Genomic DNA, 13,662 nt, shown 5'->3' with positions numbered 1-13,662 from the left:
CACTCACCTCCCGAGCTCGGTCGCGAGCAGGTCGAACACCATTCGGATTCGCTTGCTGGTGTTCAGCTCGCGGTGGGTCGTCAGCCAGATGGGAAGGAACAACGGGGCGAGGCTGGGGAGGGCCCGCCGGACCAGCGGCTCGGCGTCTCCCACGCGCTCGGGAGCGACGCCCACGCCGATGCCCTGCTTGACCATCTCCCAGTGCACGAGGTGGTTCCCCGTCAGCACCGGGAAGTTCCGTCGCGTCAGGCTCAAGCCCAGCCCGTTCAGCCCGTTGAGCATGGCGTCGGTCCCGCCAAGCCCGATGAAGTCGGCGCGGCTCAGTGCCTTCGGCGTACGTGGGTTGCCGATGCGCGCAAGGTAGCGGGTCGCCGCATACAGCCGTATCGGGTCGTCCCTGATCTTGGTGGCGATGAGGTCGGGCTGGGTGGGGCGGAAGTTCCGGATCGCGATATCCGCCTCCCGCCGACGCAGATCGACCGCGGTGTTGGTTGCGATGAGCTCGATGTCGAGGCCCGGCGCCTCTCGCCGAAGCTTCTCTACGAGGGTCGGCAGCAGGAAGGCCGAGTAGATCTCGTTGGCCGAGATGCGAACCAGCCCGGTGAAGCTCTGCGATTGTCCGCCGGCCGCAAGCGAGACACGCCCCGCGGCGTCGCCCATGGCTCGAACGTGGTCGAGCAGCTCGCGCCCGCTCGGCGTCAGCGTGAGGCTCCGCCCCACGCGCTCGAACAGCACCACGCCCAGCTCGTCCTCGAGCGCGCTCACCTGACGCCCGAGTGTCGGCTGCGCCATGCCGAGCGCACGCGCTGCCGCCGTGAGCGAGCCCTCTTCCGCGGTGACAAGAAAGGCCCGCGCCCGATTCCAATCGAAATTGACCGCCCGCCAGTCCATGCATTTTCGCATATCAGGAGAAGGAATTCAGTCAATTCCGTCGGGGGTCGCGGAGGGCTATTTGTTCGCACGTGACGAGGCGTCGCCGTCGTCACGCGCGTAGCCCATCGTTCCGACACCGACAGGAGAAGAGCCTCCATGACCTCCACCACCCGGGCCGAGCGGCTCGTGCCCGCTGCGCTGGTCGCGCTCTCGCTCGTGCCCATCCTTGCCGGCGCCGCCCGTCTGGCCGAGCTGGCGGGCGGCGCCGAGCCCACGCCGAGCAACGCGCGGTTCTTCGCATCGCCGCTACCGGTGGTGCTGCACGTCCTCAGCGCCAGCGTGTATTGCACCCTGGGGGCCTTCCAATTCGCCCCGGGCTTTCGCCGCCGGCGGCCCGGCTGGCACCGCGTCGCCGGGCGGATTCTGGTCGCGTGCGGCCTCATGGCCGGGCTCTCGGGCTTGTGGATGACGCTGTTCTATCCCCGCGCCCAAGGCGACGGTGAGCTCCTCGACGGCCTGCGGCTCCTGTTCGGCTCGGCGATGGTCCTGTCCATCGTCCTGGGGCTGGCCGCGATCCTGCGGCGGGACGTCGGCGGCCACCGGGCCTGGACGATTCGAGGCTACGCTATCGGTCTGGGCGCGGGCACGCAGGTGCTGGTCTCCGCGCCCTGGTTCCTCATCGTCGGCACGCCGGGCGAGCTCGCCAGAGCGCTGCTATTGGGCGCCGGCTGGTTCATCAACCTCGCCGTGGCCGAGCGGGTCATTCGTCGACAAACCGCCGCTCCCAGGCCGGGCTGATGCGCTCGGCGTGGCGAAGGAGGTCTTCGAGGGCAATCAGGAGGATTCAGCTGTGCCAGGTCCCGAGGAACAGCCCCAGGTTCGACTCGGCCAACCCCGTCCAGGCGGCCACCGGCATGAGGCAGAAGCGTGCCCCGCACGCGTCCGCGGCCTGCAAGTCCGCACGGAGATCCTCGAGCCCCTCGCGCACCGCCGCCGCATCCCGAAGCGGCGGCCTGGCCTGGGGGAGCGCGGCGAGGAGGGCGTCGAGCGTCGCCAGCCCCTGGCTTGGCTCGTGACACGCGATGCCCTCCCCCATCCCTTCGATGTGGACGAAGTGGCTCAGCGGAGCCACGCCAGGCTCACGTGTGAGCACCTCGAGTTCCTCTACAGCGATCATCAACGCCAGCCGGTGGAGGTGCTGCACATGCGGCTCCAGTGTGCTCGGTCGGATCACCCGCCGGTCGAAGACGGCATGGAGCGCTCTGGGCTTCCGCCGCGGGACCATCACGGCGTAGAGCACCACCCCGGCGCTGCAGAACGTGAGGCAGAAGGACCCCAGTCGGAGCGGACCGTTGAAGGTGTAGAGCAACCAGTGCCCTCCGATGGCCGCAGCCACCGCACCCACCAGGCGCACGTACGCCGACCGCTTCTCGGTGGCGAGCTGCTCCCGGTAGGACGTTGCGAGCTTCATGTTTCCCACCCGGTGGCTGTCTGGACGAGGCGCTCCATACTACCGGCCTGGCGCACAGCTTGGGGCCCCCGTCAGCGGCCCTCCTCGGCCCCTCTGCACCCTCCCTCCCCCTCAACAGGGCCCCCGTCTTTCCTTGGCGTAAGAATCAGGGCTGACCTGGGCGGCCGGGAGCCACCTCCACATCGAGGTGCTCGCGGAGGAACGCAAGCACGCACTCGGCCGACGTCCGGGCCGCGTACTTCCTGAAGGGGTCGTACCCAGAGATGCCGAAGCCCATGATGCCCTTCATCGCCAGTGCATCGAGCGCGGCGGCCTCCAGCTCCAGGCCCAGCGCCTTGCGCATGGAACCGGTGACCTCTCCCCAGTCGGCCATGTCATCGACGAATGGACTGCCGCTGTCCATGGGCTTGAGGTGGACGCGGAATGGGAGTTGCCCTTCTGTGGGAAACAGACCTGGGGTGCGCCCCTTGTGGCGCGAAAGAGACCTCGCGGACTTGCGTCCTTTGGGAGTGAGCTCCCCGCTATGGAATGCCTGGCTGTGTGAGACGAGCTCCTCGAAGACCGTCTCCCAATCGGGGCAATACCGCGCGCACTCTGGAAGCGTCCATGGCTCTGAAACACCTTCGTGGAGCCTCATCAACAACCAGTCCCTCTGCTCTGGGAACGGCACTGGACGGTTCTTCCACCAGTCCTGGTCTTTCAGATGCCCGAGGAAGTCGAAGTGCTCGAGCGCTTCCTTCCAGTCGTGGCGCAGGTTGTACGTCATGAGGTCCTGCTGGGCGACTTTGGGGTAATGCTTGCCCATGTCGCGGAAGAACAGCCTGTCGGGTACGAGGACGTCGCCCAGGTTCGTATTCCCAGGCTTCGCAGGGTAGACGCCGCACATCGCGACGCACCTCGGGTGGTACTCCTCGACCAGGGGGAATAACGCGGTGATTGTTCCCACGGTGCCCAGGGCAGTCGTCAGTCCCACCGCGACCCGTAGCGGGCGGCTGCCCTTCTTGCCGTGGAACGCGCGGAATGCCACCTGGAGGCCGTTCGGGCGCCGCTCCTCCTCCCACTGGCTCCCCTCGACGGCTCCGGCATCGACCTGGCGCACCGCCTCGTACTCCAGCGATAGCGCCGCGAGGATGACCACATCGACGCTGCCCCAACGTCCCCCATGCTTGGACATACCCGGCACTGTATAAGCCCCCTCACGCCCCGACAATTCGGGTGAGAACCCGGGCGGCACCCGCCACCATTGCCGGAAAACGACTCAGGACGGCCATCCCCGCCTTAGAGACCCCGACGTTCGTGCGCTTCGACCTCAGCGATCCCGTCATCAGCTACCAGTACACCGACCCCCCCAACTCCGAGGGCTTTTCGTTGCTCATGGGGGGCAGTTCAGCACGCCGACGACGCTCGCGGACTTCAGGGTCCTGATGCGGGCCACGCTGCTCGAGAGCTACGTCGATCACGACTCGGTGACCGGCGTGATTGCTCCCTGGTGCTGCCAGCACGTCGGTCTCGAGGAAGGGCGCCAGTTCAGGCTCAGCCTCACGCCTGACAGCGACGAGACCTCGTTGGGCCCCCCACCGGTGCCCGGGACCAACATCACCGTGCACGACGCGCTCTGGTACTGGCTCAACGTCGGCGTCGGCGGTCGGCTCGACATTCGCCGGCTGGACCGGGACCTCGGCGCGGCGCTCTCGGGCTGCTGACCGGGAGCACCCCGCCGGGCGCTCCGCCAGCTTGCGCTGGTAGGAGTGCGGTGCGCGCTTCAAGGCGTTGCAGCTCGAGAGAAGCTGATTCCCGTGCGGTAGCGCCGCCGGTCCAGCTCGTGCCGGGCGGGAAGTGGCAGACGCTGATGGCCAGGCCCGTTGCGTCCGCCAGCCGCTGCGACTCGGCCTTCCATCCGGTCAGCGCCCTCAGTGTGTCCTTTCCTCGGCGGGCTGTGCACCGGCGTCGCTTTGCCACCGGGCGTGATGTTCGCGGATGATCGCAATTGCTTCGTCCGCGCCGTTCACACAGCGCGGGATCTCCAGGTCAGGGGCGTTGATGAGCTCGTCGCCGGGCCGTAGCATGTGCGTGCGTGCCCAGTCGACGAGCCCGCCCCACATCGCACCCACGAAGACGAGTGGCGTGTCACGCAGATGTCTGACCTGAAGCAGTTGCCAGACCATCAACGATTCGAGCGCCGTGCCAATTCCCCCTGGAACGACCACGTAGGCGTCGGACATCAGGACGAAGTGGTGCAGGCGGGTGAAGAACGTCTGATGCACATAGGCTTGTTCGACAAAGGCGTTTGACTCCTGCTCGAATGGCAGGTCCACGCGGATTCCGGTGGACTGCGTCCGGCTGGAACCCTGAGCCTGTCTGGCGCCTTGGTTCGCGGCCTCCATCAACCCTGGACCGCCGCCCGTGACGATGTCGCAACCCAACGTGGTCAGACCTGCCGCCATTCTCCGGACTTCGTCGTAGGCCCAGTGGCCAGGCTTCGTCCGAGCTGAACCGAAGATGGTGACGCGGTAGCGCGTTCGGCGTGACGGCCGAAGCCGGGTCAGGTTGTTCACGGCGGTCCAGAGCCCGAAGACGGTGTCGGTGACAACACGCAGTGTCGTCTCTTCGTCCGCAAGGCTCACAGTAGCTTGGGAGCTGCTCGAGTACGGCGATTCGCTCATGGGAATTCTCCCTCGGTCGAAGGGGTGCGCCATCAAAGCCCCTCGTGCACGCTGTGCGGTCGTCCATCCAGGTGTCGAGGAGCGGCCAGTTCTCCTTCAGTGCAACCGCTCCAGGCGCGCCGCAGTCCAGCGCGCGGAGGAAGTTCGACGCGCAAGGCTGTCCGGCTTCGGCCAGCGGGCGCGTCCGTCGCTCGGTCAGCGCAGGCGCGAGCCGGGTGGCGCCGCCGGGTCGAGCTCGTACACCTTGTAGGCGGCACGTAGGACGAACCGGGCTACGTTTCGCACCGGGACGCCGCCCGCGGTGAGCCCCCACTCAGTGCCGTTGTGCGCGTGGCCGTGAAACGCCACGTCGCACGGACCCTGGTCGATCGCGTCGGCCAGGAAGAACGAGCCCAGAAAGGGATGGATCTCGGGGCGCTCGCCGAGGAGCGTGTCCTTGACGGGCGAGAAGTGCGTGAGCGCGACGTGGAGGTTGGCGTCCGCGGTGGCGAGGGCACGGGCCAGCTGCTCGCCACTCTCCCGGGAGCGCCGCACGAACAGCTTCATCTCGGGCTCGCCGAACTCGGTGCCGCACGCGCCGGCGAACCCGCAGCCGAACCCCTTGACCCCGGCCACCGCGACCCGCACGCCATCGACATCGCAGACCACCGCCTTGCCCTCGAGGACGCGCACCCCTGCGTCCTCGAGCGTGGCGCTAATCGCCTGCTCGGCGCCCATGTGGTAGTCGTGGTTGCCCAGCACCGCGAACATCGGCAACTCGAGGCGCGCGAGCTCGCGAGCCACGACCTGGGCCTCCTCGACAGAGCCGTGCTGCGTGAGATCGCCGGCCACCACCAGAATGTCGGCCCGGCCCCGCAAGTGCTCGACGGCGGCCCGGATCAGCGGCGCCGAGTCCATTCCGGCGTGGATATCCCCGACGGCGGCGATTTTCATGGGACGTAGGCCGTGACGGACAGATTGTTCACGACCTGCATCTCCGGGGGAAGTGCCTCGCGCACCACCTGCTCCGCCGCCGCGCGTAACGAGTCCGACTCGACGCGACCGGCGATGAACACGCGATTGCCCGTGATCCTGAGCTGCACGTCGAGGAGGTTGGTTCGTGGGTCCGTGGCGAGGAGCTGCCGCAGGCGGCCGACCCTATGTTGTGGGAGCATCTCGCTGGCATCCATGTATACGCTCCATTCATACAAGCGTTACGCGACGCGGCGTCGCGCTCCGCATGTGCATGTGAGGGATGACCCGGCGGGTCCTTGGACCTCGAAGGTGGCGGGGTTCAGAGGAAAAACAACCCGTCCATCCGTGCATGTTCTGGTTCAATGTTGGGGGAAGCGCGCGCGGTGTAGGGCAAGCCGGGGGCGAGGGGAGGAGTCGGGCGTCAGCGTCCCCACCCTCTACTCCTGGGAGAAGGAAGCGGTGGAGGCGGCCGGGCGGGCTGAGGTTCGGACGCTCGCGGCGCCCACGCAAAGTCATACACCCGTCCAGGTGCTCTCGGGCGTGGACGCGATTGGCGCGGGCAACGTCCACTCGCTGGTTCACCGTGGCGGGCGTGCCTGCCGGCCTCCTTCTGCATGGAGGATTACCAGTGCGTCTGCAAGACGGGGCAGGGGTACTGCGGCCCGAGCGGGACCTGCGTGTATTGATACACGTGTCTTCACCCGCTCCACCCACAGGCGCAGTGCCGACCTCGCGCGCCACGCGCGCCGCCACGCTCGTCGCGGCGATACGCCGGGGCTGGGTGACGGCAATCTGGCGCGGGCGGCCGCGCCCCATGTCTTCTCCCGAAGCGCGCTGAGCTCTTGCGCTCGCGATGGCCTGCGGCCAGGTGCCGGGCGGCCCTGGAACGCGCCATGCAGGTTCCATGAAGCGATTTTCTACGATGGAAGGAGATGATTCATCCCGCGAGCAATCCCGGGAGTTCTTTCTCTTCCACCAAGATGGAGGCTTCTCAAAATGATGTTGCGCAGATCAGCCATCAAGCTTCTGGGGGTTCTTACGCTCTTCTCGGGTGTGGGCTTCGCAGGGGAGGCGGACGCAGTGGAGACCCTCCGGATCGGAACGCTGGCTCCGAAGTCGAGCCCCTGGGGCCAGGTCTTCACGGTGTGGGAGAAGGCCGTGAAGGAAAAGAGCGGAGGCAGGATTGAACTCCAGTTCTTCTACAACGGTCAGCAGGGGGACGAGGGGGCGATGGTCGGCAAGATGAAGGCTGGCCAGCTCGACGGTGCGGCGGTGACGGCGGTCGGCCTCGGCAGCTCCAGTGGGCGTCGAAGCTCGACCACATCGTCGACAGCACGAGCGCCCTGGCCATCGGCGGGATCGTCATCTCGTCGAAGCGCCTCGACGCTCTCCCGGCGGATCTTCGAGCGGTCCTCATTGATACGGGGAAGGTCTCCGCGGCTGCGCTCATGGCGAGAATTCGCAACGAGGACGCCGCCGCCTACGAACGCATGAAGACGCGCATGACCGTGATCACCCTCACGGCTGAGGAGAAGGCGAGGTGGGACAGCGCGTTCAAGCAGGTGCGTCAGCGTCTCGCGCAGGGCACGTTCTCGCCGGACCTGGTCACGAAGCTCGAAGGTTTGGCGAAGTAGGCACTCGCCTGTCGCATCGCACGCTGGCGACAGCGTGGGTCATCGACGCCGGAGGGGCACATGACGGACGGGAGGTAAAAGAAAAGCCCAGCAACTCCTTCGGGAGTGCTGGGCCTCGCAGGTCGTCCCCGACGGGATTCGAGCCCGTGGGAAGTGCTGCCTACGCCCGCAGTGACACCACCGTCACGCCGTCGCCGCCCTCGTGGCTCTCGCCCGGGCGGAACATGCGGATGTAGGGCGAGGCGGAGAGATAGTCACGGATGGCCTGCTTCAGCGCGCCCGTGCCGTGGCCGTGGATGATGAGCGCGGCCTCCTCGCCGCTGCGCAGGCCTCCGTCCAGGAAGGCCTCCAGTTCCTTCAGGGCGTCGTCCGCGCGCATGCCGCGCACGTCGCAGCGGAAGTTCGTCGCCTCCACCTCCGCGGGCGCCGCCGAGGCCGCGCGCTTCAGCGCCGCATCCTGCTTCTGCCGCTCGGGGAACTTCTGCTGCTGCGGCTTGCGCGTGCGCGAGCCCGACAGCTCCGAGGTGGGCACCCGCATCTTCAGCGCGCCACCCGCGGACACCACCGCGTGCGAATCGGTCAGCTCCAGGATCTCCACGTCCCGGGCCAGCCCGGAGTGGTGGACCCAGGCGCCCACCTTCAGGTTCGCGGGCCCTGGCGCCTCCACCTGGAACAGCTCCGCCTTGGCGGCCAGCGCGCGCTTCTGCGCATCCTCCGCGCGCTGCTGGAGCTGCATGCGCGCTTCCGACAGCGCCTTCTCGTTCTGCCCGGCCCGTAGCTTCGCCAGCAGCTCGCGCACCTCGGCGGCGGCGTGCTCGCTCGCGGCGTGCACGTCCTCGTTGAACTGCATCATCCGCGCGCTGCGCTCACGCTCGAACTGCTGCTTCTGCTTCTCCAAATCTGCCCGCAGCGCCTCCGCTTCCTTCGCCGCCACGCGCGCCCGCTCCAGCTCCTCGTAGAGCTTGCGCCGCTCCTCCTCGGCCGCCGCCATCGCCTTCGACAGCGGACCGCCCGCGTTCAGCGACAGCTCCCGCGCGCGCTCGCACACCTTCTGGGGCAGGCCCACCCGGGCCGCCATCTCAATCGCCGAGGACTGACCCGACGCGCCCATCTGCAGGCGATACGTGGGCGTCATCCGCTTCGAGTCGAAGCCCACGCGCGCATTGAGGAAGCGCGGGTCCATGTGGGCCAGGGCCTTCAGCTCCTCCAGGTGCGTGGTGACGAGCACCACCACGCCCTTGGCCATCAGCTCCTCCAGCACGGCGATGGCGATGGCCGCACCCTCGCGCGGGTCGGTGTCCGCGGCGATTTCGTCGATCATCACCACCGAGCCCTCGCTGGCCGCGGCGATGATGTCCCGGAGCATCGTCACGTGCGCGCTGAACGAGGACAGGCCCTGGGACAGGTCCTGCGCGTCGCCCACAGTGGAGTGCACGGAGCGGTACAGCGGCATCCGCGAGCCCTCCGCCACCGGAATGGGCAGGCCGGCGCGGAGCATCAGCGCACACAGGCCCACGCCCGTCAGCGTCACCGTCTTGCCGCCCGCGTTGGGGCCGGACACCACCAGGGCCTGGGCCTCGCCCGTAAGCGTCACGTCGTTGGCCACCACCTCCGTGCCCCGGAGCACCAGGCGTGGGTGGCGCAGCATCCGCAGCTCCAGGTCCTTCACCCCGTCGAACGCGGGCGTGCTGGCGTCCAGGTCCGCGGAGAGGACGGCGACGGCCTCCACCTCGTCCAGCTCGGCCACCGCCGACAGGCCCTCCAGGATGCGGACCGACTCCTGGCCGAGCAGATCACTCAGCTCCTGGAGTACCCGCCGCTCCTCCTCCGTCACCACCGACTGGGCGATGGCGAGGTCGTTGCCCAGGCCCACCATGGCCTGCGGCTCCATGAAGAGCGTCTGGCCCGTCTGGCTGGCGTTGTGGACGATGCCGTCCACCTCGGAGCGGTAGTTGGACACCACCGGCACCACGTAACGGCCGTTGCGGAGGGTGTAGTAGTTCTCCCGCAGCTTGGGCAGGAAGCTCTCGTCGTGGAGCAGCTCGTCCAGCCGCGACTTGATGCGCCGGTGCAGGCCGCGCGCCCTGTCTCTCGCCTCGCGCAGCTCCGGACTGGCCCTGTCGGAAATCTCACCGTCGGGCTCGAAGCACTGGTCGATGCGCCGGGCCATGGACTCCAGCATGGGCAGTCGGCGGGCAATCTCCATCAGCCGGGGCACGCGCTCCTTCCGCTCGTCCAGCGCCTCGCGGGTGCGGACGAAGGCGAACAGGAGCTGCGCCGAGTCGATGAGCTGCCGGGGCTCCAGCAGGCCGCCCTTGGCCGCATGGCCGATGGCGGTGCGCAGGTCCACCACGCCGCCCAGCGGCAGGGAGAACTGCTCCTGCGCGAGGGAGCGGGCCTCGGTGACGAGCGCGAGCGCCTCGGCTACCTGCTCGGCGGTGTCGAGGAAGGGGCGGGCTAGCACCCGTTCCCTCCCAGGCTCGGTCCGACAGCGCTGGGTCAGCGCACGGAGCACTTCCGAGAAGCCGAGGTCTTCGAGCGTCCTTTGGGATATCTGCACGGTCATGGGTTTCATGCGCGGCCGCTCGGTCGTCAAGAGGATCTGTTGAGGAGCCCGGCTCGGCTCTATTATCGGCCGCACATGAAGTGGCTCCTCATGGCGACCTTGCTGACGGGCGCGTCTGACGCGGCGGAACCGTCCACCCTGACGGCAACGCCCGTCCAGGCCGCCGTGCCGACCCCGGCTTCCCTCTCGGACGCCCTGGCCCTGGAGACGGCCGGGGACGACGCGGGCGCGCTCGCCGCCATGGAGGCCCTGGTCCGGAGCCGGCCCACGTGGGAGCTGCCCCGACTGGAGGCCGCCCGCCTCCTGTTGAAGATGGGCGGCGCCCTGGAGCAGGCCGAGGCCCACCTGAACGCAGTCACCGGGGTGGCACCGAACAACCCCCGGGCCTGGTACTTGCGCGGCCTGCTGTGGGAGGAGCGGGGCGACCGGATGCAGGCCGTGCGGGCGTACGAGCGGGCCGTCCAGCACCGTTCCTCCTATGAGGACGCGCGCTTCCGCCTGGGGGGCCTGTGGGCCTCGCTGGGGGACTGGCTCAAGTCGGAGCTCCACTACCGCTACCTCGCCCGCGCGAGGCCCGAGTGGGTGCAGGTGCGCTTACAGCTGGCGGAGGTGCTCGAAAACCAGGAACGCCTGCTGGATGCCGAGAATGAGCTGCTGGCGGCGAGGGCCTTCCAGCCAGCCAGCCCCCTGGTGCTCCGGCGTCTGGCCGAGTTCTACGAGCGGACGGAGCGGCCCCAACTGGCGCAGAAGGTCCGCAAGGCGATGGAGCCACAGCAGAAGCGCCGCATGCGCGAGCTGAAGCCCTCTCGCCGCTGACAGCGGGCGGGCATCCGAGAACTCGTGGCGATTGCGCCCCGGGCGGTGGCACGTACACTGCGCCGGCTTTGAAGACCGCCAACCTCGCCATCGTCTTCACCGACATCAAGGGCTTCACCGAGCGGACCAGCCGGCAGACGCTGGAGGAGAACCAGCGCCTGCTGCAGGTCCACCATGCCCTGCTGGCGCCCCTCTTCAAGGCGTTCGGCGGACGCATCATCAAGTCCATCGGTGACGCCTTCCTCGTCACCTTCGAGTCGCCCACGCAAGCGGTGCTCAGCGGCATCGCCATCCAGGACCGGCTGTGGCACCACAACCGCTCCGTCGAGGAGGCCGACCAGCTCCACGTCCGCGTGGCCATCAACGTGGGCGAGGTGCGGCTGGAGTCCAACGACATCTTCGGTGAGCCGGTCAACATCGCCGCCCGGGTGGAGGGCATCGCCGAGGCGGGCGAGGTGTACTTCACCGAGGCCGTCTATCTGGCGATGAACAAGGCGGAGGTCCCCTCGAAGGAGGTGGGCGCCTTCGAGCTGAAGGGCATTCCCGGGAAGATTCGCGTCTTCCACGTGCCCCGCGCGCCGTACCGCGTGGAGGCGCCCTCGGCCGCCGCCATCGCCGAGCCACCGGACACCGCGTCCATGCCGCCCTTCGGCAACCTCGCGCTGTCTCGCGTCTCCGAGTCCCAGCTCGGGCCGCCGGTGGACCTGGCGATGCTGGGGCAGCGCGCGGCGACGGGCGCGGCGGTGCTCGGGCAGCGCGCCGTGGCGGGGGCCTCGGTGCTGGGGCAGCGCGCCGCGGCGGGCGCCTCGGTGCTGGGGCAGCATGCGGCGACGGGCGCCTCGGTGCTGGGCCAGCACGCGCGCACCGCCGGAGGGTCGCTGTTCTCGCGGCTGAAGGGGGGACTTCCCAAGGGCCTGGGCGAGCGTGCGCGGACCCTGGTGGCCGGGCGGAAGGCGCTGGTGGGGCTGGGCCTGCTGGCGGTGGTGGCGGGCGGAGCGGTGGTCGCCTTCGGCGGCGGCGCGGCGATGCGCGCCATCGACGCGGTGGAGGATGCTCCCTCGGACGAGCGGAACGCGCTCGTGAAGGACGCCCGCAGGCTCATCCAGGCGGAGAAGGACACGGGCCGTCGCTACTACCTGGAGGGGCGGCTGGAAGAGGCGATGGGCAACGTGTCGGGTTCGCTCGGCGAGTACAGCCGCGCGGCGAAGGCGGGCAACGGCGCCGCGAAGGACCGCATCATCGACCTGCTGGAGCACTCGCAGTGCGGCGTGCGCAGCTCGGCGGCCTACGCGGTGGCGGGCCTCAAGCTGGAGAGCGCCGTGGGAGAGCTGGAGGACCTGGCGGACGACGGTGGGCCGGATGACGGCAGCGGCGGCATCCTCGGCATGGGGAAGTGTGACTCGAAGAAGGCCGCGCAGAGCGCGCTGAAGAGCTTCAAGAAGGACTGAAGGCCCGGCCCGCGGGCCTGCCTCGAAGGAAGGGGATGTCGTGACGAAGGTGAAGACGGGACTGGATGTCTGGGTGGAGCAGGGCTTCTCCGCGTTGAAGGGGAAGCGCGTGGGCGCCATCGTCAATCCCACCAGCGTGGACTCGCGCTTCCGCCACCTGGCGGACCTGCTGGCCGGCAACGACGGCGTGAAGCTGGCGGCCCTCTTCGGCCCCGAGCACGGCATCCGTGGCGAGGCGCAGTACATGGTGGCCGTGGGCGAGGCGCGGGACAGGCGCACCGGCGTGCCCGTGCACAGCCTCTATGGCTCCACTTTCGAGTCGCTGTCGCCCCGCCAGGAGTGGCTGCAGGGGCTGGACGCGCTCGTCTTCGACATCCAGGACGTGGGCAGCCGCTACTACACCTACGTCTACACCATGGCCCTGGCGATGAAGGCCGCCGCGAAGGCGCGCGTGCCCTTCTACGTGTTGGACAGGCCCAACCCGCTCAACGGCGCGGCCATGGAAGGCAACCTGGTGGGGGAGGGCTTCCGCTCCTTCGTGGGCCTGTACGCGCTGCCCAACCGCCACGGCATGACGGCGGGCGAGCTGGCCCGGCTCTTCAACACGCAGGAGGGCTTCGGCTGCGAGCTGACGGTGGTGCCGTGCGAGGGCTGGCGCCGCGCGCGGTTCTGGGACGAAACCGGGCTGCCCTTCATCTCTCCGTCGCCCAACATGCCCACGCCGGACACCGCGCTGGTGTACCCGGGCATGTGCCTGGGCGAGGGCACCAACGTCTCCGAGGGCCGGGGCACCTGCCGCCCCTTCGAGCAGTTTGGCGCCCCATGGGTGGACACGGACTCGCTGCTGGCTCGGCTGGCGAAGGAGGACCTGCCGGGCGTGGCGTTCCGCGCGGTGGGCTTCACCCCCACGTTCGACAAGTACAAGGGTGAGTCCTGCAACGGCGCCTTCATCCACGTGACGGACCGGCAGGCGTTCCTGCCGCTGCGCACCGGCATCGCCATCTTCCAGGCCCTGCATGACCTGGGGCCTGGGAAGTTCGACTGGCGGGCGGACGCGTACGAGTTCGTCGAGGACGTCCCGGCCTTCGATTTGCTGTGCGGCACGGCCCAGGTTCGCCGTGGAATCGAGGCGGGGTGGCCCCTGGACCGGCTGATGGAGGGGTTCTCCGCCCAGGCGGAGACCTTCGCGAAGCAAAGGGCGGCCTACCTGCTGTACGCTTGACCGTGGGGGCTTCCA

Annotated in this window: 13 protein-coding genes and 2 pseudogenes; 7 read left to right on the top strand and 8 right to left on the bottom strand. The window is 68.8% G+C overall.

Annotated elements, in window-relative coordinates; translation table 11 throughout:
- Positions 1–3: 3 nt before the first annotated feature.
- Complete coding sequence (locus tag G4D85_RS20150; RefSeq protein ID WP_164014339.1) at positions 4–891, bottom strand: LysR family transcriptional regulator; 888 nt, start codon at positions 889–891, stop codon at positions 4–6.
- Between the two features lie 138 nt (positions 892–1,029).
- On the opposite strand from G4D85_RS20150, the gene G4D85_RS20145 reads away from it, so the two are divergent.
- Entirely contained in the window at positions 1,030–1,671 is a 642-nt protein-coding gene (locus tag G4D85_RS20145; RefSeq protein ID WP_164014337.1) for a DUF2306 domain-containing protein, read from the top strand.
- A gap of 46 nt (positions 1,672–1,717) precedes the next feature.
- On the opposite strand, the gene G4D85_RS20140 is transcribed toward G4D85_RS20145, so the two are convergent.
- A complete protein-coding gene (locus G4D85_RS20140; RefSeq protein WP_164014336.1) occupies positions 1,718–2,344 on the bottom strand; it encodes a hypothetical protein in 627 nt (208 codons plus the stop codon).
- 145 nt (positions 2,345–2,489) lie between these two features.
- Positions 2,490–3,482 carry a hypothetical protein gene (locus G4D85_RS20135; protein ID WP_205525617.1) on the bottom strand — a complete coding sequence of 331 codons (993 nt, stop codon included), beginning with the start codon at positions 3,480–3,482 and terminating at the stop codon, positions 2,490–2,492.
- A 286-nt stretch (positions 3,483–3,768) separates the two neighbouring features.
- Between G4D85_RS20135 and G4D85_RS20130 the strand changes: the two genes are divergently transcribed.
- On the top strand, positions 3,769–4,047 hold the full coding sequence (locus G4D85_RS20130; protein WP_164013675.1) for a hypothetical protein: 279 nt from the start codon (positions 3,769–3,771) through the stop codon (positions 4,045–4,047).
- Between the two features lie 115 nt (positions 4,048–4,162).
- On the opposite strand, the pseudogene G4D85_RS20125 reads toward G4D85_RS20130, so the two are convergent.
- From G4D85_RS20125 to G4D85_RS20110, 4 genes and pseudogenes are all read right to left on the bottom strand, one after another.
- Positions 4,163–4,243 (bottom strand): annotated as a pseudogene (locus tag G4D85_RS20125) (ISAzo13-like element transposase-related protein); the annotation flags it as partial.
- Between the two features lie 11 nt (positions 4,244–4,254).
- Positions 4,255–5,007: an LOG family protein gene (locus G4D85_RS20120; RefSeq protein WP_164014332.1), complete on the bottom strand. Its 753-nt coding sequence runs from the start codon at positions 5,005–5,007 to the stop codon at positions 4,255–4,257.
- A 195-nt stretch (positions 5,008–5,202) separates the two neighbouring features.
- Positions 5,203–5,940, bottom strand: a complete 738-nt coding sequence (locus G4D85_RS20115) for a metallophosphoesterase family protein (RefSeq protein ID WP_164014330.1) — start codon at positions 5,938–5,940, stop codon at positions 5,203–5,205.
- Positions 5,937–6,161 (bottom strand): BON domain-containing protein, encoded by a 225-nt coding sequence (locus G4D85_RS20110; protein WP_164014328.1) that lies wholly within the window; start codon positions 6,159–6,161, stop codon positions 5,937–5,939. The genes G4D85_RS20115 and G4D85_RS20110 overlap by 4 nt, the downstream gene beginning before the upstream one ends.
- Before the next feature lie 796 nt (positions 6,162–6,957).
- Between G4D85_RS20110 and dctP the strand changes: the two are divergent.
- Both dctP and G4D85_RS48880 read left to right on the top strand, forming a co-directional pair.
- Positions 6,958–7,242 (top strand): annotated as a pseudogene (gene dctP / locus G4D85_RS50745) (TRAP transporter substrate-binding protein DctP); the annotation flags it as partial.
- A 41-nt stretch (positions 7,243–7,283) separates the two neighbouring features.
- Positions 7,284–7,595, top strand: a complete 312-nt coding sequence (locus G4D85_RS48880; protein WP_164014489.1) for a hypothetical protein — start codon at positions 7,284–7,286, stop codon at positions 7,593–7,595.
- 160 nt (positions 7,596–7,755) lie between these two features.
- Here G4D85_RS48880 and G4D85_RS20095 read toward each other — a convergent pair whose 3' ends face one another.
- Positions 7,756–10,161: an endonuclease MutS2 gene (locus tag G4D85_RS20095; protein WP_164014486.1), complete on the bottom strand. Its 2,406-nt coding sequence runs from the start codon at positions 10,159–10,161 to the stop codon at positions 7,756–7,758.
- Between the two features lie 90 nt (positions 10,162–10,251).
- Here G4D85_RS20095 and G4D85_RS20090 point away from each other — a divergent pair, with 90 nt between their 5' ends.
- From G4D85_RS20090 to G4D85_RS20080, 3 genes are all read left to right on the top strand, one after another.
- The gene (locus G4D85_RS20090) at positions 10,252–10,977 is read left to right on the top strand and encodes a tetratricopeptide repeat protein (RefSeq protein WP_420821714.1); all 726 of its coding nucleotides are present in this window, start codon (positions 10,252–10,254) and stop codon (positions 10,975–10,977) included.
- A 68-nt stretch (positions 10,978–11,045) separates the two neighbouring features.
- The gene (locus G4D85_RS20085; protein ID WP_164014322.1) at positions 11,046–12,425 is read left to right on the top strand and encodes an adenylate/guanylate cyclase domain-containing protein; all 1,380 of its coding nucleotides are present in this window, start codon (positions 11,046–11,048) and stop codon (positions 12,423–12,425) included.
- A 40-nt stretch (positions 12,426–12,465) separates the two neighbouring features.
- A complete protein-coding gene (locus G4D85_RS20080; RefSeq protein WP_164014320.1) occupies positions 12,466–13,647 on the top strand; it encodes an exo-beta-N-acetylmuramidase NamZ family protein in 1,182 nt (393 codons plus the stop codon).
- Positions 13,648–13,662: the final 15 nt, after the last annotated feature.

The sequence above is a fragment of the Pyxidicoccus trucidator genome, assembly GCF_010894435.1.
GTDB lineage: Bacteria > Myxococcota > Myxococcia > Myxococcales > Myxococcaceae > Myxococcus > Myxococcus trucidator.
Note: the sequence above shows the minus strand (reverse complement) of the source record. Positions and strands in the feature narration are given on the sequence as shown.

What these genes read in the sequence shown, in the direction of transcription:
- G4D85_RS20130 (WP_164013675.1), top strand. Translation starts at nt 3,769, where the DNA reads ATGCGGGCCACGCTGCTCGAGAGCTACGTCGATCACGACTCGGTGACC.
- G4D85_RS20090 (WP_420821714.1), top strand. Translation starts at nt 10,252, where the DNA reads ATGGCGACCTTGCTGACGGGCGCGTCTGACGCGGCGGAACCGTCCACC.
- G4D85_RS20145 (WP_164014337.1), top strand. Translation starts at nt 1,030, where the DNA reads ATGACCTCCACCACCCGGGCCGAGCGGCTCGTGCCCGCTGCGCTGGTC.
- G4D85_RS20115 (WP_164014330.1), bottom strand. Translation starts at nt 5,940, where the DNA reads ATGAAAATCGCCGCCGTCGGGGATATCCACGCCGGAATGGACTCGGCG.
- G4D85_RS20120 (WP_164014332.1), bottom strand. Translation starts at nt 5,007, where the DNA reads ATGAGCGAATCGCCGTACTCGAGCAGCTCCCAAGCTACTGTGAGCCTT.
- G4D85_RS20110 (WP_164014328.1), bottom strand. Translation starts at nt 6,161, where the DNA reads ATGCTCCCACAACATAGGGTCGGCCGCCTGCGGCAGCTCCTCGCCACG.
- G4D85_RS20095 (WP_164014486.1), bottom strand. Translation starts at nt 10,161, where the DNA reads ATGACCGTGCAGATATCCCAAAGGACGCTCGAAGACCTCGGCTTCTCG.
- G4D85_RS20140 (WP_164014336.1), bottom strand. Translation starts at nt 2,344, where the DNA reads ATGAAGCTCGCAACGTCCTACCGGGAGCAGCTCGCCACCGAGAAGCGG.
- G4D85_RS20150 (WP_164014339.1), bottom strand. Translation starts at nt 891, where the DNA reads ATGGACTGGCGGGCGGTCAATTTCGATTGGAATCGGGCGCGGGCCTTT.